This window comes from Ruegeria sp. HKCCA6707, assembly GCF_013033515.1.
Classification (GTDB): domain Bacteria; phylum Pseudomonadota; class Alphaproteobacteria; order Rhodobacterales; family Rhodobacteraceae; genus Ruegeria.
This window is the reverse complement of sequence record NZ_WQEG01000001.1, coordinates 1,048,756-1,066,323: the sequence shown is the minus strand read 5'-3', so window position 1 is coordinate 1,066,323 and position 17,568 is coordinate 1,048,756. Positions and strand designations below refer to the sequence as shown.

Below are 17,568 nucleotides of genomic sequence, written 5' to 3'. Positions count from 1 at the left end.
ATATCGGGCAGGGCGCTTGGGTGGAAGTCAGGCTTACCCTTTGGGTCGCGCGGCCTTTTCCGCGATGCCGCTGGTGCCCTGACGGCGGGCCAACTCGGTCAGCACATCCTCGAACGCCACATCACGCGCGGCCAGCATAACCAGCAGGTGATAGAGCACATCTGCCGCTTCAGCCGTCAACCCGGGTTTGTCGCCTTTGACAGCTTCGATGATTGCTTCAACAGCCTCTTCGCCAAATTTCTCGGCACATTTCTCGGGGCCTTTCGCCAACAGCTTGGCTGTCCAACTGCTGTCGGGATCAGCGCTTTTGCGCGCCTCGATCGTTGCGGCGAGGTCTTGCAGAATGTTCATGTCAGCCTCATCGGTATGCCGGCAGCGGCCATGTGCTCTTTGGCCTCGCGAATGGTGTATTCGCCGAAATGAAAGATCGAGGCCGCCAGCACGGCGCTGGCACCGCCCTTGGTCACGCCTTCGACCAGGTGATCCAGATTTCCGACCCCTCCGCTGGCGATCACCGGCACGTCTACCGCGTCGCTGATCGCGCGGGTCAGGGGCAGGTTGAAGCCCGCTTTGGTGCCGTCACGATCCATCGAGGTTAACAGGATCTCACCGGCGCCTTTGGCCACGACGGTTTTGGCGAAGTCCACCGCATCAATCCCGGTCGGTTTGCGCCCGCCATGAGTAAAAATCTCCCATTTGCCAGGGCTCACGGTTTTGGCGTCTATGGCACAAACGATGCATTGGCTGCCGAACTGATCTGCGGCGTCGGAGATCACGTCCGGGTTGGCCACTGCGGCAGAGTTGAAACTGACCTTGTCTGCCCCCGCCAACAGCAATGCGCGCACGTCATCCTTGGTGCGAACACCGCCACCGACGGTCAGGGGGACAAAGCACTGTTCAGCCGTGCGCTGAACCACATCGAACATGGTGCCGCGATTTTCATGGGTGGCGTGAATGTCCAGAAAGCAAATCTCATCCGCCCCTGCTGCATCATAGGCCTTGGCCGATTCCACCGGGTCACCCGCATCTCGCAGGCCAACGAAGTTTACCCCTTTGACCACACGGCCATCAGCGACGTCCAGACAGGGTATGATGCGGGTTTTCAGCATAGACTTTCCTTTGTTGCCCGCACCTCTACCGGCAAAGCCCTGCCGATGCCAGACTTGTGATTGTCACGCCTCTCAAACCTGTGAAAACTGGTCTTAAATTCAAAAGGAGATCAATGTTATGCGAAACTTCATTCTCACCACCACATTCCTATTGGCAGGAGCAGGGGCTGCAATGGCAGACGAAATCATCAAAGTGGAAACCAACAAATCGGTGGCTGAAGCGCTGGACGCGCTCGAAGCCGCCGTGGGCAATGCGGGCGCGACCGTCTTTGCCCGCGTCGATCACGCCGCAGGGGCCGAGAAGGTTGGAACGCCCATCCCGCCCAATCAGGTTTTGATCTTCGGCAACCCCGCTCTGGGTACACCGGCGATGCAGATCGACGCGCGGGCCGGTCTGTTCCTGCCGCTGAAGGTGCAGGCCTATGAGGACGCAAACGGGCAGGTCTGGCTGGCCTATGAAGACCCCAAGGAAACGATGGACGATCTTGACGATGTCGAAAACGCGCCGGTCATCGAAAAAATGCGCGGCGCTTTGGCAAAACTGACCGCCGCGGCTGCGCAATAACTCAACTCAGGGCGCGAATGGCCTCTGCCAGGTCAATCGCGCCGTCATAAAGGGCCCGACCAGAGATGGCGCCGTTCAAGGACACCCCGCAATCGCGCAATGCGATAAGGTCGTCCAGTGAGCTAACGCCGCCCGAAGCAATCACCGGGATCGACACAGCACGGGCCAGATCTGCCGTCGCCTCGATATTCGGCCCCTGCATCGCACCATCGCGGTTGATGTCGGTATAGATGATGGCGGCCACACCGGCATCCTCGAAGCTGCGTGCCAGATCGGTGACCTGAACGTCAGTCTCTTCGGCCCAGCCCTTTGTCGCAACCATGCCGTTGCGCGCGTCGATGCCGACGGCGACCTTGCCGGGGAAAGCTTTGGCCGCTTCGCGCACCAGATCCGGGTTTTCGACGGCGACAGTGCCCAGAATCACGCGCGCGAGACCCTTTTCGACCCATGTTTCGATGGTGGCCATGTCTCGGATGCCACCGCCAAGCTGGGCCGGTACCTTGCATTCGCGCAGAATCGCCTCGACCGGGGCGGCATTCACAGGCTCGCCCGCAAAAGCTCCGTTCAAATCGACCAGATGCAACCACGCACAGCCTGCTTCGACAAAAGCTCGGGCCTGTGCGGCAGGATCCTCATTGAAAACGGTGGCCTTGTCCATTTCACCGCGCAGCAGGCGAACGGCGTTACCGTCTTTCAGATCAATGGCGGGGTAGAGGATCATGTCGAGAGGCCCTATATCACTGTTACACGCGGGGCGTATGGCACAGGCAGGGCAGGGGATCAACGCGACGCTAAGTCAATCTTGCCGGATCGATCATCACCGGTAAGACTCGGGCACAAATAGGGAGAAAAAGATGAGAAAAGCACTTTTGACGGCAGGTTTTGCGGTGTTCGCAACGTCAGCACTTGCTGAGGATTCGGTTGACGGCCTTTGGAAGACTGAGCCAGGCGAAACCGGCGGATACTTGCACGTTTCGATTTCGGAATGTGGCAGTGCGATTTGTGGGACGATCGACAGCGCTTTCAGCGCCGACGGAAACCAGAATTTGGAATATGCGAACCTTGGCAAGCAAATCATCTGGGATATGGTGCCCGAAGGCGACGGCAGCTACGACAGCGGCAAGATCTGGGATCCGGAAAGTGACAAGACCTATAAGTCGAAAATGTCGCTGGACGGCCAGAATGAGCTGACCGTCAAAGGATGCGTTGCAGGCGGGCTTGTGTGTCGCGGCCAGACCTGGACCCGTATCGAGTAAGCCTCAGGGCGCCCAGGTCAGAAAATTTCCAATCATGCGCAGTCCGACATCCTGACTTTTCTCAGGGTGAAACTGCATCCCAACCATAGTGTCGCGGCCAATCACGGCCGTGACCTCCTGCCCATAGTCGACATAGGCCAGACGTTGTGCCGGATCGGCCACCCGAAAGTGGTAGGAATGCACGAAATAGGCGTGATCACCCGCGCTGACTCCGTCAAAGACCGGGTGCTCACTTTCCAGAACCAGATCGTTCCACCCCATATGCGGCACTTTCAAAGCGCCGTCTGAAGGTTCGATCTTGACAACATCACCCGCAACCCAGCCCAAACCTTCCGTGTCGGTGTATTCGTGGCCTGTGGTCGCCATCAGCTGCATCCCCACACAGATACCCAGGAAGGGGCGGCCTTTCTGCTCAACCGCTTCAACCATGGCCTGATAGATGCCCTTATGCCCGCGCAGCTCTGCCGCGCAGGCAGGGAAGGCACCGTCGCCGGGTAATACTAACCTGTCGGCGCGCGCGACAACATCCGCGTCCGAGGTCACAACAACGTCACCCGCATCCACCTCACGCGCCATGCGCTGAAACGCCTTTTCCGCCGAGTGCAGATTGCCCGATTCATAATCAATGATCGCAGTCAGCATAGCGCAGTTCCACTCTTCTTCTTGTTCCAATTACGGCGGGGTGAATTGGCCGAAGGCCAAGAGGGGCAGCGCCCCTTATACCGATTGCCTATAGCGCGCCTTTGGTGGACGGAATCGCATCCGCCTTCCGCGGGTCGGTTTCAACCGCCTGCCGCAGTGCGCGCGCGACAGCCTTAAAGGCGGCCTCGGCGATGTGGTGGCTGTTGAACCCGTGGATCTGATCGATATGCAGCGTGATACCGCCATGGGTGCTGAACGCCTGAAAGAATTCGCGCACCAACTCGGTATCGAAAGTGCCGATCTTTGGTGTCGGCAGACCCACATTCCAGATCAGAAAGGGGCGGGCTGACAGATCCAGCGCGCAGCGCACCTGAGCGTCATCCATGGGCAGATGACACTCGCCATACCGACGGATGCCTTTCTTGTCGCCCAGAGCCTGCGTCAATGCCTGACCCAGCGCAATGCCGGTATCCTCGACCGTGTGATGGTCGTCGATGTGATAATCGCCCTTCGCCCGAACGGTCATGTCGATCAGCGAATGGCGCGCCAGTTGATCCAGCATATGATCGAAGAACCCGACACCTGTCTGGTTGTCATACTGGCCTGTCCCGTCAAGATTGACCTCAACCGAGATCTCGGTCTCGGCGGTCTGACGGCTGATCTGAGCGCTGCGCATGGGCGACTTCCTTTTGCTACAGGGCGCTTATAGACGCGGTCCCCCGGGTATATCCAGAGGTCTTGGTGCCTTCGACGCAAACTGTTGCAGGGGATTGCACCCCGGCGCGACCCGTGCCAGCGTGCAGGCAATTCAAACCGACGGGGTCAGATCATGTCCACCTGCGTTTTCATCCAGATCCGCTGCAAACCCGGCACCACCTATCTGGTCGCCGAAGATATCGCGCTGCGCGAAATACACTCCGAGCTGTTTTCCACGAGCGGAGAGTATGATTTGCTGCTCAAGCTCTACATTCCGCAAGATCAGGATGTGGGTCACTTCATCAATGAAAACCTGCTGGATATTCCGAATATCGAGCGGTCGCTGACCACCATGACCTTCAAGGCGTTCTAGCCCAGCTCGAACGTTGTCACACCGAAGATACGGCTCAGATCGATGTCCGGCTCATGATCGGAATACATCCGCGCCGTTTCAAACACCTTGTCCAGCCCCAGTTTTTCAGCCAGTGCAAAGGCCGATTCATTCGGCTGCGGCATGTCCACAAAGATCTCATGTGCATTGTGGTCCTCTGGGACCGAGGTCAAAAGTGCTGCCAGCAACGCTTCGGCGATGTCGGGCGTATCTGCAAATAGCGGCCCCACCTTATATCCGGTCAGGCAGGGTCGCAGGGTAGCGTATCCTCTGATCTCGCCGTCTTGGACATAGGCTTTGGACACATGGTGCTGCGCGCTCAGCCAACTATTCAAGAACAGATCACGCGGTGCCGGGAACAGGTCGCGATCATAGTCTTTCAAAGCGTCCGAGGCCTGCGTCAGGTCAACAATGGCGGCGTTTGAACCGGCGTCCAACTTGCCCAGCATTCTACTTTTCGTTCCTGCAAAACGGTAATTATTGTAGGCAAAGGTAAAGCCGGATTTGCGATAGTTGTCCTGCTGTTCAACCACGCCATCCAGCCCCATATTGCGCTCCTTGCAATGGGCCAGCGCGTGTTGGGCAATCTCAAGCCCATGGCCATGATGCCGGAACTCGGGTTTCACGATGTAAAAGCCCAGAAAGGCGAAACTGTCATCGTAATTCACGGCCGAGACCGAGGCGATCATCTCGCCATCCAGAAACCCGCCCAAAAACCCATCGGGGTCGGTTGGGCGAAAGCACTCTGCATCATGAACACCTGGGTTCCACCCCTCGCGCCCGGCCCAATCCACGGCATGTTGCACTTCATCGGCGGTAAGGGGGCGGATCTCATAATCAGACATAAGCAACGGTCCTGCGTTTCGTAATGCGGCCAGAATGGCGCATCGCTTGCGAAAGGACCAGTATGATCGAAAGGCTTGGTATCTGGAGCGGGCGAGGCGATTCGAACGCCCGACCCTAACCTTGGCAAGGTTATGCTCTACCCCTGAGCTACGCCCGCATCAGATACATATGTGGTCCAAAGACCTCTCAATGGAGCGGGCGAGGCGATTCGAACGCCCGACCCTAACCTTGGCAAGGTTATGCTCTACCCCTGAGCTACGCCCGCGCCGTTGAGTGAGGAGGGATGTATAAAGTCCCACGCAAGCCTGCAAGCGGAAAAGCACAAAAAAATGCAAAAATCTTTCGACGGAAAGATGCTCTGTGCCCGTTGAAGACAGGATGCAGCAACGTGACAAGACTGTGGAGGGGGACCTTATTGTGCGCATGCAAGACCTGAAACTGATTTTGCTGGCGGCAATGATCTCGTTGGCCGTCGCGGTGGCATGGCTTGAAGAGCGGTCTCAGGCATTGGCGCAGCCGGATCTGCTGTCTGCCCCACACATTTTCCCATCACCTTCGCAAATCCGAGACGTCGAACGGGCTTAAAGATTTTGCCAGATTGTCGCTTAACCGCAGAACAATTCGAAGAAAGCGGGCTGTATTGTCGACCTATTACCCCTTTGTTTACGGGTTTTTTGCCCAAGTTTTGCCTCTTTGACAAGATATCTATGCATTAACCTGAATTCGTCTGCTCAACCTGGTGCCCTTTGCCGTTCCAGTGAAAAAAGGAAGACAAAAAATGAAACGTTTTTCCCGCATTCTCGCCACATCATTGATGCTTGCCGGCACGGTCGGTTTTGTCGCTGTTCTGGCCGCTCCAGATGTCGCCATCGCCAAAAACGGCAACGGCGGCGGTAATGGCAACGGCGGCGGTAACGGTGGAGGAAACGGCGGCGATGGTGGCAAAGGCGGCGGAAAAGGCAACGGAAATAGCGGTGATAAGTCCGGTGGATCCAAAGCAAGTGGCAACAGCGGTGCCGACAAGAAATCTGCCTCGAAGGGGCGCGGGCTTTTTGGAAATCTGGGGAAAAAGAAAGCCGAGAAAAAGAACACCACCACGACCGCCAATTCAGGCAAGAAGAAGCCTGGCTTGATTGCGTCGCTCGAAAACCTGGTAAACGGTAAAAAGAAATCGAAAAAAGTTGCAGCAACGGCAGTGGTCGCACCCGCAATTGTCGAGGAAGAGCCGGTACATCCCAACAAGCACGGAAAGATCTCGTCCGAGTTGAAAGGGCTGAACGCGGCCCATGCCAACCCGAATGCTTTGAAAAACGCATCTCCGAACAGTATGCCGGGCAAGCTTTACTCGTACCAGCAGAGCATCCTGGATTACTCTGAAGCTTCAATGGATCTGAAAGACAAAGAGCAGGAATTGTCAGATCTTTTGGGCCTGACTGATGAGGAAATCGAAGACACGTTTGCGCCGACTGAGGAAGAGCTTGCCGAAGACCCGGATCTGACAGCACAAGACAAGTATGATGCTGCGCTGAAAGATGCCGAAGAGGCGGTGATCGAAGCGGAAATGGCGTTGGATGAATCCAACCCCGAAGAAGCGCTGGACACTCTGACCGGTGGGCGTGACCTGTCTGAAGACGCTCTGAACGAACTGCACGATCTTCTGGATTTGCCTGCACCCAAAGATTACGAGGCGTCCATTGACGACAGCGTCGAGCCCTTGGACGAAGACGAGACCGAAGAACTTGCCGAGGATGAAGATGGTACGCCTGTCGAGGAAGAACTGGAGGAGCTTGCCGAAGGGTAAGCCTCATCCAGGGCCCGACACCTCAGATCGCCAGTATCAAATTCGCGATTGCGGCCAGAATTATGGCCGCGAAAGTAAGTAACATACCGATCTGACGCAGTATGACGATTTGGGGTGTGCGACCAAAGCCATAAGCATGTGATAGCCGTCCCGCGAGCAACGCCAATCCCAACAGGTTCACAAGCAGCCCCCCGGCGCCCTGCAGTTCGACCATAGCGATCAACAACAGCCCGAAAGGCGCATATTCGGCGCAGTTCGAATGGGTGCGCATGGCCTTTCGTACCGCTTTGTTGTCGCCATCGCCGACCGAGACTTTCTCAGCCCGTCGACACTTGATCACATTGATGCTGAGCCAGACATAGGGCAATGCAATCAGCGCGGCGTATATCGGTGTGATGGTAAGCATTTGAACCTCTGGCAAAAAAGAAGGGCCACATGCTTTCGCACCCGGCCCCACGAAGTCTAATCAGATTTGGTTGCTATTCCAACTCGACCAGCAGGTCCTTGGCGTCGATCTGCCCGCCCGGTTGTACGTGAACGGCTTTGACAACTGCGTCGCGCTCGGCATGGATGCCGGTTTCCATCTTCATCGCTTCGATGGTCAGAAGCAAATCGCCTTCTTTGACCTCTTGCCCGACTGTAACCGCGACCGTGGCCACAACACCAGGCATCGGCGCTCCGATATGGTTGGGATTGCCCACCTCGGCTTTGGGGCGCTGTGCGGTGGCAGCGGTCACCATGCGGTTCGGAACACGGATCACACGCGGTTGACCGTTGAGTTCGAAGAAGACTTTGACCTCACCCTTTTCGTCGGTCTCACCGATGGCCTGACAGCGGATTTCCAGCGTCTTGCCCGGATCGATCTCGGCGGTGATCTCTTCGCCCGGTTCCATCCCGTAAAAGAAGGTGCGTGTCGGCAGGGTGCGGACAGGGCCATAGAGGCGGTGGCGGCCCATGTAATCCAAGAACACCTTGGGATACATCAGATATCCGTTCAGGTCCTCGTCATCGACCTCCATCCCTTCAAGTTGTGCGGACAGTTCGGCACGCGTGGCCTCAAGGTCGACGGCTGGAACGTCCTTGCCCGGACGCTCGGTGTTGGGGGTTTCATCCTTCAACACTTTATGAACGATAGTATCGGGGAACCCGCCCGGAGGCTGGCCCAGATTGCCGCGCATCATGTCGATGACCGAATCCGGGAAGGCGACCTCGGTTGACGGGTTTTCAACATCATCGCGTGTCAGGCCCTGGCTGACCATCATCAGCGCCATATCGCCCACCACTTTGGACGAGGGCGTTACTTTGACGATATCGCCAAACATCTGGTTCACATCCGCATACATCTGCGCCACTTCGTGCCAACGCTCCTCAAGCCCCAAGCTGCGAGCCTGTGCCTTGAGGTTGGTGAACTGACCCCCTGGCATTTCATGCAGATAGACCTCGGATGCCGGGGCCTGGAGGCTGGATTCAAAGGCGGCATACTGGCCGCGCACTGCCTCGAAATAGTCGCTGATCTCACGGATGGCCTTGATATCGAGCCCGGTGTCACGCTCGGTATGGCGCAGGGCCTCGACCACGGTGCCCAGCGTCGCTTGCGAGGTGTTGCCCGAGAAGCTGTCCATCGCGCAATCCACGGCGTCGACGCCTGCTTCAGAGGCCGCCAGAATGGTGGCGCTTGCGATACCGGCAGTGTCGTGCGTGTGGAAGTGGATCGGCAGGCCGACCTCTTCTTTCAGTGCGCGGATCAGGATCTTGGCCGAGGCTGGTTTCAACAGGCCCGCCATGTCTTTGAGGCCCAGAATATGCGCACCGGCATCGCGCAGTTCTTTCGCCATGCCGACGTAGTATTTCAGGTCATATTTGGCACGATCCGGGTCAAGGATGTCACCGGTGTAGCAAACCGTGCCTTCACAGATCTTGCCGCTTTCGACCACGGCATCCATGGCAACGCGCATGTTCTCGACCCAGTTGAGCGAGTCGAACACGCGGAACACATCGATATTCTGCGCGGCCTGACGCACAAATTCCTGCACCACGTTGTCAGGATAGTTGGTATAGCCAACCCCGTTTGCGCCGCGCAGCAGCATTTGCGTCATCAGGTTCGGCATCGCCTCGCGCAGGTCACGCAAACGCTGCCACGGGCATTCCTGCAAGAACCGATAAGCCACGTCAAAAGTGGCGCCGCCCCAGCATTCGACGCTGAAGAGTTGCGGCAGGTTGGCCGCATAGGTGGGTGCCACCTTGATCATGTCGATCGACCGCATCCTTGTGGCCAGCAGCGACTGATGCCCGTCGCGCATGGTGGTGTCGGTGATCAACAGCTGGCGCTGGGCCTTCATCCAGTCGGCAACAGCCTGCGGGCCTTTCTGCTCCAACAAGTTGCGCGTGCCCATTTGCGGCTCGGCCTTCAGCGCGGGCGGGCGGGCTTCTTTCAGATCGGGGCGGGGCGTCGGGCGGTCTTTGGTCTCGGGATGCCCGTTCACCGTGATGTCGGCGATATAGTTCAGAACCTTGGTGCCCCGGTCGCGGCGCTTTTTGAAATGGAACAGGTCCGGAGTCTCGTCGATGAACTTGGTGGTATATTCGTTCGACAGGAAGGTCGGGTGTTTCAGCAGGTTCTCGACAAAGGCAATATTGGTCGAAACACCGCGCACGCGGAATTCGCGCAAGGCGCGGTCCATCCGCGCGATAGCCTTTTCCGGTGTGGGCGCCCAGGCCGTGACCTTGGTCAGCAGCGAGTCGTAGTAGCGTGTGATTACGCCGCCCGCATAGGCGGTGCCGCCATCCAGACGAATGCCCATGCCGGTGGCCGAGCGATAGGCGGTGATCCGGCCATAATCGGGGATGAAGTTGTTCAGCGGATCTTCGGTTGTCACGCGGGTTTGCAGCGCATGACCGTTCAAACGGATCTCATCCTGGTTGGCTTTGCCCGTGGCTTCGGCCAGGGTTTTGCCTTCGGCAATCAGGATCTGGGCCTGCACGATGTCAATGCCAGTGACTTCCTCAGTCACCGTATGTTCGACCTGCACCCGCGGGTTCACTTCGATGAAGTAGAACTTGCTGGTGTTCATATCCATCAGGAACTCAACGGTGCCCGCGCATTCATAATTCACATGCGCGCAGATGCGGCGACCCAATTCGCACAGCTCAGCGCGTTGGTCTTCGGTCAGATAGGGGGCCGGTGCGCGTTCGACCACTTTCTGGTTGCGGCGCTGGACCGAGCAATCACGTTCATAAAGGTGATAGATCTCGCCATGCTTGTCGCCCAGAATCTGCACCTCGACATGGCGGGCGCGTGTGATCATCTTTTCAAGATAACCCTCACCATTGCCGAAAGCGGCTTCGGCTTCGCGGCGGCCTTCCAGCACTTTTTCTTCCAGCTCATCTTCGGACAGGATCGGACGCATGCCGCGCCCGCCACCGCCCCAGCTTGCCTTGAGCATCAGCGGGTAACCGATTTCGGCCGCCTCCGCCTTGATCGCCGTCATGTCATCGCCCAGCACTTCGGTTGCAGGGATGACTGGCACGTCGGCGGCAATAGCCACCTTTCGGGCGCTGGCCTTGTCGCCCAGGGCGCGCATGGTCTCGGCCTTAGGGCCAATGAAGGTGATACCATTCTGCACGCAGGCATCGACAAAATCCGGGTTCTCGGACAGAAGACCATAGCCGGGGTGGATCGCATCAGCGCCGCATTCTTTGGCCACGCGGATGATTTCGTCGATCGACAAATAGGCCGCAACCGGACCCAAGCCTTCACCTATGCGATAGGCTTCATCAGCTTTGAACCGGTGCAAGCCCAGCTTGTCCTCCTCGGCAAAGACCGCAACGGTGCGCTTGCCCATTTCGTTGGCGGCACGCATGACGCGGATGGCAATCTCGCCGCGATTGGCGATCAGAATTTTCTTGAAGTCGGTCATGTCTGGTCCCGGTCTTTTTTACGTTTGGCCGTTGCTCTAGCGCGTGAATACGCGCTGACATATCCGTTCTTTTGGGTAGAACCGGCATGTTAACGCTCGCAAACGCCAAGTGTTGGTGTCGACCTTTTACCCATGCGGCGGTGCAGCATCAACGTTTTGTAACGTTTTATTCCTATTTTTATGATTATTCCGGGCAATTGCCGATTGAAGCCGTCGAAAACTCGGGACCTTGGCGGTTATTTGACTGCGCAGCACCGTTTTCCTTTGGCGCGCCATGCGATGTTGACGGGCGCAAATACTGTTGAACAGCAAAGGCGCCAAGCCCGAATTTGTGGATCAAACGTTTCCCCGGCTCCGGATCATGCCGCAGATGCCGCGGGCGGCGATTTGATCTGTTTTGGGTTCTTGTCCTTTTGAGATGTCTCTTTTGAGCCAGCGACCTGAACCTGATTCCGCCCCTTATCCTTGGCCTGATAGAGCGCGTCATCCGCTGCGCGCATTAGATCTTGCGGCATGGTTCCGTGCGCAGGGTAATGGGAAACACCGACCGAGATCGTGATGCGCGGCAACGCCTTTTCACCATAGCGGACGGTCACCGCCTCGACCGCTTGGCGCAGCTGTTCGGCGCGCGATACTGCATCTTCAGGGCTGTTGTCCGGCAGGATCAGCATGAACTCTTCTCCACCGATCCGGCAGGCGACCTCATCCCGTTCGCAGCCTTGCTCCAAAGCGGCGCCGACGGCCCGCAGAACCATGTCACCGGCATCATGGCCATGGGTGTCGTTGAACTTTTTGAAATGGTCCACATCGACTGCGATCAGGCTGAGATATGCGCCGGTTTGCTGGCTGCGGCTGATCGATTTGCGCAGCGTTTCGGTCATGTGGCGGCGGTTGAACAAGCCAGTCAGAGGATCCCGCACCGATTGGTCATGCAATTGGTCGCGCATCCGTACATTGGCGATGGCCATGCTGATCTGTTCGGCGCAAAGCTGCGCCAGTTTGCGGCTGTCACGAAAACCTTCTTTCTGCCCCTCGATGGCACGCAAATGCAGCAGGCCGACCGTTTCGCCATGAGCCAAAATGGGAAAGCAGAAATAAGGTCGCCCGTCATGCGGTTCTGCATGTTCACAGACAAAATCAATCTCTGAGGCACCAAATTGATAGGTGCGTCCGCGGCGCAGGCCCCAGCAGCCTTCGGGGTGAATATGCGCCTTATGTGCCCCACCGTTCCAACTGGCACAGCCATCCAGCACGTCGCGCGAATTGGAATAGACATAAACGCTGCCTTCTGCCTGCGGCAGAATATGGGTCATGAACCGGCCAACCATATCGAACAGTTCATCCAAGCTGCGGCTCGATTGCAGCCGTTCGTTCAACTCGCCCAAAAACTGCACTTCTCGCGCCAGCTTAAGCTGATCGTCCAGTAGTTTGCGTTCAGCCCGAGACCGGTTGCGCATCGCGCGCAATTGCAGCCGGTTTCCGCGATACGACATGAAGAACACGATCGAAACTGCCGAAACCACAAGCGCGCCGATCAGCGCAAGCAGAGGCCGGACCTGCACCATGAAAGCGCGCCTGAGTTCTGTAACATCTGTAAAGAACTCCAAAGCGCCCAAATAGGCACCACCGTTGGTCACCGCGCTAACCACTTCGGCCACATCGCGCATCTGGTCGGACGCGTTGAGGTTCTCTGTCTCGCGATAGAGCACTTCAAGCGCAGATCTTTGCGACAAGGCATAATACATATCACCCAAAACAGTCGCATTGCGCCGCTCGGGCATAAGTGGGGCGGAGTGACTGTGCGGCCCCGCCGATGACCAGATCATCATGCCAGTCGCATCATATATCTGAAGGCGGTAGATTTCGGACGCGCCCAGCACACGGCGCAGCAACGCCGCGTCGGGGTGCGCGATCTGGCCTTCGCCGAAAGCTGTTTGAAGGTCAGGAATGAACGTCATGATCTGTTCGCTCCAGGCCTCGGATCGATACCGGACATCGGCTTCGACCATGCGGTTCACGATCGGGATGGCGCCATACATGGCGATCCAGCCAGCAAGGCCGATGGCACAAATGAGGCTGATGATAATCGCAGTCTGCGCCAGCAGGCCTCCTTTTCGGCCTGCAGTATGCTTGTGCTCCATCTTTGCCTCCTGCACTTCGACAAGGGCAGTTTTCAACTCAGCGACTTGACAGAGGGTTAACGCCCGCGCGGCGTGTTGGAAGAATAAGCGTCAAATTTTTTCGGACTGGGTGTGAACAAGCCGTGAACAAACTCTTTACCCTTGGCGCGTATCCAGCGTAGTTTGGAGCCATGAGCAGTTTTGACGATATGGACGCCTTTGAAGGCGCATCTTTGTCCGCGCAGGCGATGGCCGGAATAAGGCCGGTGAGTGAATACCTTGATGATTTAAATCCTGCGCAACACGCCGCGGTGATGCGATTGCAAGGGCCCGTTTTGATACTTGCTGGTGCCGGCACAGGAAAGACCAAGACGCTGATGGCGCGCGTAGCACATCTAATTTTGTCGGGAGCTGCGCGACCAAACCAAGTCCTAGCAGTAACTTTTACGAACAAGGCCGCAAAAGATATGAAAAGGCGGTTGGCGTTAAATCCATATCTTGTTCCCAATCCTATTCCTTGGATGGGTACTTTTCATTCGATAAGCGCTCACCTTTTGCGCCGCCACTCCGAGCTCGTGGATCTGAAGGCCAATTTTACAATTCTCGATAGCGATGACCAGTTACGCTTGCTCAAGCAATTGGTTCAGGCGGCTAATATTGACGAAAAGCGATGGCCGCCTCGGATGCTGGCCGGAATTATCGACGACTGGAAGAACCGAGCAATTACACCCGACAAAGTGCCCTCCGCTGATGCGGGCGCATACAATCACAAAGGCGTTGAGCTTTATGCCCAATACCAGACCCGTTTGCGTGAGCTGAATGCAGTAGACTTTGGTGATCTGTTGCTGCACATGATCACAATCTTTCGGAAACACCAAGATTTGCAAAAGCAGTATCAACGCTGGTTTAGGTATATCGTTGTAGACGAGTATCAAGATACCAATGTGGCTCAGTATCTTTGGCTCCGCCTCTTGATTAATGAGGATAGAAACATCTGCGTAGTTGGTGACGATGACCAATCGATTTATGGTTGGCGAGGAGCCGAAGTCGATAACATCCTGCGCTTTGAGAAGGATTTCCCCGGTGCCTTTGTCGTGCGTTTGGAGCAGAACTACCGCTCGACCCCGCATATTCTGGCCGCAGCCTCGAATGTGATCCGGGGCAATGAGAACCGATTGGGCAAAGAGCTTTGGACAGACGCCGAAGAGGGGCACAAAGTTCGGCTGATCGGCCATTGGGATGGCGAGGAAGAGGCGCGCTGGATCGGTGAAGAGATCGACGCGATGCAGGGCGGCACGCGCGGCATTCGTCCGATGAACCTGGATGAAATGGCCATCCTTGTGCGCGCATCACATCAGATGCGGGCCTTTGAGGATCGGTTCCTGACCATCGGGTTGCCCTATAAGGTGATCGGTGGCCCTCGGTTCTATGAGCGGATGGAGATTCGCGACGCCATGGCCTATTTCCGGCTGGTGGTCAGCCCCGAGGATGATCTGGCCTTTGAGCGGATCGTGAATACACCCAAACGTGGCCTTGGAGACAAGGCGCAGCAGACGATTCAGGTGGTGGCGCGCGAAAACGGAGTGTCTTTGGTCGACGGCGCGCGGATTGCGGTCGAAAACGGGTTGATCAAGGGCAAGGGCGGCAAGGCCCTGCGCGAGCTGATCGACGGGTTGGCGCGGTGGAATGCGATGACACGCGGGCCTCGGATCGAGGTTGACGATGATACGGTCATTGATGATGGGGTATCCCCCATCCGCTATGGCGCTCCTGAACATAACCATATCGAGTTGGCGCAGATTGTCCTGGACGAATCCGGCTATACCGCCCATTGGCAAAACGACAAAACCCCCGAAGCGCCGGGGCGGCTGGAAAACCTCAAGGAGTTGGTCAACCAGTTGGACAATTTCGAGAACCTGCAAGGGTTTTTGGAACATGTCAGCCTGGTCATGGACAATGAACAGGACGGGGACGGCGCGAAGGTTTCGATCATGACGTTGCACGCGGCCAAGGGGCTGGAGTTTCCCGTGGTCTTTCTACCCGGCTGGGAGGATGGGCTGTTCCCGTCACAACGCTCGATGGATGAGAGCGGGATCAAGGGGCTCGAGGAAGAGCGGCGTCTGGCTTATGTGGGGATTACGCGGGCCGAGGAGGTCTGTACCATCTCGTTTGCCGGTAATCGGCGGGTGTTCGGGCAGTGGCAGAATTCCATGCCGTCGCGGTTCATTGACGAGTTGCCCGAAGAGCATGTGGAGATTCTGACACCTCCGGGGCTTTATGGCGGTGGCCAGCAAGGTGCCGGGATCGAAACCCGCGCGGCCGAAGCCAATGTGTATAACTCTCCGGGCTGGAAACGGATGCAGGCGCGGCAAGGGCAATATGGCATGTCGCAGCCGCGCGAAAGCCGCAATACGGTGATTGATGCAACCGCTGTGGCCAGCTTTACGCTGGGTGAGCGCGTGTTTCACCAGAAATTCGGCTATGGCGCGGTGATCGGGATTGAAGGCGACAAGGTCGAGGTCGATTTTGACAAGGCCGGTGTCAAAAAGGTGGTCTCTCGCTTTCTGACCAATAAGGACGATGTTCCGTTCTGACGCTTACAGTCCTTCGACCAGTACCAGATTGGCAGTCGCCGTTTCCTGCCTGATTTTGGCGAGCTCAACATAGTCTGGATCATCTTTCCACGCCCGGGCCGAGGCGATGTCGGGGAACTCCATCAATACGATGCCGTCTTCAGCCCAGCTACCTTCAATGACTTCGACAGGCTTTGAGGAAACCGTCAGCAGGCGCCCACCATGCCGGTCGAAGATTGGCATGAAGCCTTCAAGATAACTCTGGTACCCGTCGGGGTCGTGAATGGAAATCTGGGCGATGAAATAGGCGGCCATGGCGTACTCCTGAAACGCGTTCACGACCCCAACGTACATCATGCTGTGACAAAACAAAAACGGCGGTTCCCAGGGAGGAGGAAGGGAACCGCCGTTCTTTTCAACTCCGAGGCAGGGAGGAGGAGAGCCCCGAAGTATCCTTTTCCGGGTTTGAGCCCGGTACGTGACAGACGCGGTGACGTCAGGGAGGAGGTAGACGTCACCGCGCACTTTCAACATCGAGACAGGGAGGAGGAGAGTCCCGATGTATCAGTTTCCGACATCTGAGGCCGGTATATGGTGCGGCAACGTCAGGGAGGAGGAGAGACGTTGCCGCTTAAGTACAGGCCCAAGGGAGGAGGATGGACCTGATCTCGTAATTCTCTGTGCGCTTACTTCGCGCAGTATTCTTCCGCGGCCTGCAGCGCCAAACGCCGGATCATGCTGCGGTTCAGACCCAGATCCGCCAGTTCGCGGTTCGACAGGGCGGCCAGAGCGTTATATGTCTGGCGGAAAGTCCGGTACCGGTTGAAACGCAGTTTCAGCCCGCCCAGAACAGTGTTCAGCCCGCTCGAAGATGCGCTTTTCAGCGATGTAGGATGTGTTGCGATTGCCATTTTGGTTACCCGCTTTTTCCGTATGACCGGAACTGTCCGGCCCTTGCTTGAGATTGAAGATAGGCAAATGCTGCGTTTGCACAATAGGGCGCAGGGGCAATGCTGCTATGCAGCAAGTGCATAGATTAAATGAAGATTTCCTGAAACGAAGAAAAGCGCCTTTAAAATATGGGTTTTTCGAGGCCGGGCTTTGCGGTACGATTTTTTGGGCGCTAACATCAGCTGTGAAACTGCCGCCTGATTGATCGGATTTGGCTGAAATTTGTGCGGAAAGAAATCGCGTGACCGCGATTCACCGCGCGAACGCACCTGCATGGGAAACCATGGGCGAGATGCGTTTTCACCCGGATCTGGCGCTGAACTGTGGGTGTTTGATTCGATCCATCTGGGCCAGTTTGGTGGGTTTCAGCGCCATTTTTCACATTTAATGAGAAAAAATTGGGAAATCGTGGGAAGCGCCAACTTGCTGCGTTGGCACTATATGTAGTGGCGTCTTTGTCTTGTATGTCAATTTAGGGTGTGTTTCGGCGCGCGTTCGTCGTTGCTGTCCTGCTGCAAACGGTAGCTGGGGCCATGTCGTGGTGTAATTTCCTATTGATTTCCATGAAATCCCGTGGCATCCCTTATTCATCCGATGAGGACGAGGCACATGGGGCGCTAAACGACCCCGAACCAAGAATACAAAATTAGGTTTCATACAGGCATCTCGCTTTCATCAGTCAACAGATCCGGCGCGCGAGC

17 protein-coding genes and 2 tRNA genes are annotated in these 17,568 nt (G+C 56.8%); 6 read left to right on the top strand and 13 right to left on the bottom strand.

Features of this window, described 5'->3' with window-relative positions:
• Window positions 1–33: 33 nt before the first annotated feature.
• Together GOW40_RS05200 and hisF are read right to left on the bottom strand one after the other, a co-directional pair.
• Window positions 34–351 (bottom strand): phosphoribosyl-ATP diphosphatase, encoded by a 318-nt coding sequence (locus GOW40_RS05200; RefSeq protein ID WP_171128006.1) that lies wholly within the window; start codon window positions 349–351, stop codon window positions 34–36.
• On the bottom strand, window positions 348–1,109 hold the full coding sequence (gene hisF, locus GOW40_RS05195; RefSeq protein ID WP_171128008.1) for an imidazole glycerol phosphate synthase subunit HisF: 762 nt from the start codon (window positions 1,107–1,109) through the stop codon (window positions 348–350). The genes GOW40_RS05200 and hisF overlap by 4 nt, the downstream gene beginning before the upstream one ends.
• A gap of 118 nt (window positions 1,110–1,227) precedes the next feature.
• Between hisF and GOW40_RS05190 the strand changes: the two genes are divergently transcribed.
• The gene (locus tag GOW40_RS05190; protein WP_371731810.1) at window positions 1,228–1,674 is read left to right on the top strand and encodes a DUF302 domain-containing protein; all 447 of its coding nucleotides are present in this window, start codon (window positions 1,228–1,230) and stop codon (window positions 1,672–1,674) included.
• 1 nt (window position 1,675) lies between these two features.
• Here the strand turns inward: GOW40_RS05190 and hisA are convergent, their stop codons facing one another.
• The gene (hisA, locus tag GOW40_RS05185) at window positions 1,676–2,395 is read right to left on the bottom strand and encodes a 1-(5-phosphoribosyl)-5-[(5-phosphoribosylamino)methylideneamino]imidazole-4-carboxamide isomerase (RefSeq protein WP_171096809.1); all 720 of its coding nucleotides are present in this window, start codon (window positions 2,393–2,395) and stop codon (window positions 1,676–1,678) included.
• Window positions 2,396–2,528: 133 nt separating this feature from the next.
• Here hisA and GOW40_RS05180 point away from each other — a divergent pair, with 133 nt between their 5' ends.
• Entirely contained in the window at window positions 2,529–2,930 is a 402-nt protein-coding gene (locus GOW40_RS05180) for a DUF2147 domain-containing protein (RefSeq protein WP_171128010.1), read from the top strand.
• 3 nt (window positions 2,931–2,933) lie between these two features.
• Here the strand turns inward: GOW40_RS05180 and hisH are convergent, their stop codons facing one another.
• Both hisH and hisB read right to left on the bottom strand, forming a co-directional pair.
• A complete protein-coding gene (gene hisH / locus GOW40_RS05175; RefSeq protein WP_171128012.1) occupies window positions 2,934–3,572 on the bottom strand; it encodes an imidazole glycerol phosphate synthase subunit HisH in 639 nt (212 codons plus the stop codon).
• An 88-nt stretch (window positions 3,573–3,660) separates the two neighbouring features.
• A complete protein-coding gene (gene hisB / locus GOW40_RS05170) occupies window positions 3,661–4,248 on the bottom strand; it encodes an imidazoleglycerol-phosphate dehydratase HisB (protein ID WP_171128014.1) in 588 nt (195 codons plus the stop codon).
• A 153-nt stretch (window positions 4,249–4,401) separates the two neighbouring features.
• On the opposite strand from hisB, the gene GOW40_RS05165 reads away from it, so the two are divergent.
• The gene (locus tag GOW40_RS05165; RefSeq protein WP_171128016.1) at window positions 4,402–4,641 is read left to right on the top strand and encodes an Lrp/AsnC ligand binding domain-containing protein; all 240 of its coding nucleotides are present in this window, start codon (window positions 4,402–4,404) and stop codon (window positions 4,639–4,641) included.
• On the opposite strand, the gene GOW40_RS05160 is transcribed toward GOW40_RS05165, so the two are convergent.
• The 3 genes from GOW40_RS05160 to GOW40_RS05150 form a co-directional block, all read right to left on the bottom strand.
• The gene (locus tag GOW40_RS05160; RefSeq protein ID WP_171128018.1) at window positions 4,638–5,504 is read right to left on the bottom strand and encodes a GNAT family N-acetyltransferase; all 867 of its coding nucleotides are present in this window, start codon (window positions 5,502–5,504) and stop codon (window positions 4,638–4,640) included. The genes GOW40_RS05165 and GOW40_RS05160 overlap by 4 nt on opposite strands.
• A gap of 83 nt (window positions 5,505–5,587) precedes the next feature.
• Window positions 5,588–5,662 (bottom strand) — tRNA-Gly (locus GOW40_RS05155).
• A 33-nt stretch (window positions 5,663–5,695) separates the two neighbouring features.
• Window positions 5,696–5,770 (bottom strand) — tRNA-Gly (locus GOW40_RS05150).
• 158 nt (window positions 5,771–5,928) lie between these two features.
• Here GOW40_RS05150 and GOW40_RS05145 point away from each other — a divergent pair.
• Complete coding sequence (locus tag GOW40_RS05145) at window positions 5,929–6,090, top strand: hypothetical protein (protein WP_171096815.1); 162 nt, start codon at window positions 5,929–5,931, stop codon at window positions 6,088–6,090.
• Window positions 6,091–6,283: 193 nt separating this feature from the next.
• Window positions 6,284–7,306 carry a hypothetical protein gene (locus GOW40_RS05140; protein WP_171136561.1) on the top strand — a complete coding sequence of 341 codons (1,023 nt, stop codon included), beginning with the start codon at window positions 6,284–6,286 and terminating at the stop codon, window positions 7,304–7,306.
• 22 nt (window positions 7,307–7,328) lie between these two features.
• Here the strand turns inward: GOW40_RS05140 and GOW40_RS05135 are convergent, their stop codons facing one another.
• The 3 genes from GOW40_RS05135 to GOW40_RS05125 form a co-directional block, all read right to left on the bottom strand.
• On the bottom strand, window positions 7,329–7,712 hold the full coding sequence (locus GOW40_RS05135; protein ID WP_171230887.1) for an MAPEG family protein: 384 nt from the start codon (window positions 7,710–7,712) through the stop codon (window positions 7,329–7,331).
• Window positions 7,713–7,785: 73 nt separating this feature from the next.
• Entirely contained in the window at window positions 7,786–11,223 is a 3,438-nt protein-coding gene (locus GOW40_RS05130) for a pyruvate carboxylase (protein WP_171128027.1), read from the bottom strand.
• A gap of 359 nt (window positions 11,224–11,582) precedes the next feature.
• Window positions 11,583–13,364, bottom strand: a complete 1,782-nt coding sequence (locus GOW40_RS05125; protein WP_254444266.1) for a sensor domain-containing diguanylate cyclase — start codon at window positions 13,362–13,364, stop codon at window positions 11,583–11,585.
• A gap of 170 nt (window positions 13,365–13,534) precedes the next feature.
• On the opposite strand from GOW40_RS05125, the gene GOW40_RS05120 reads away from it, so the two are divergent.
• Window positions 13,535–15,937, top strand: coding sequence for an ATP-dependent helicase (locus GOW40_RS05120; RefSeq protein ID WP_171128029.1), 2,403 nt, complete (start codon window positions 13,535–13,537; stop codon window positions 15,935–15,937).
• Between the two features lie 3 nt (window positions 15,938–15,940).
• On the opposite strand, the gene GOW40_RS05115 is transcribed toward GOW40_RS05120, so the two are convergent.
• Both GOW40_RS05115 and GOW40_RS05110 read right to left on the bottom strand, forming a co-directional pair.
• Entirely contained in the window at window positions 15,941–16,231 is a 291-nt protein-coding gene (locus GOW40_RS05115) for a DUF1330 domain-containing protein (RefSeq protein WP_171096820.1), read from the bottom strand.
• Window positions 16,232–16,602: 371 nt separating this feature from the next.
• Window positions 16,603–16,827, bottom strand: coding sequence for a DUF1127 domain-containing protein (locus GOW40_RS05110; RefSeq protein WP_171128031.1), 225 nt, complete (start codon window positions 16,825–16,827; stop codon window positions 16,603–16,605).
• Window positions 16,828–17,568 lie beyond the last annotated feature (741 nt).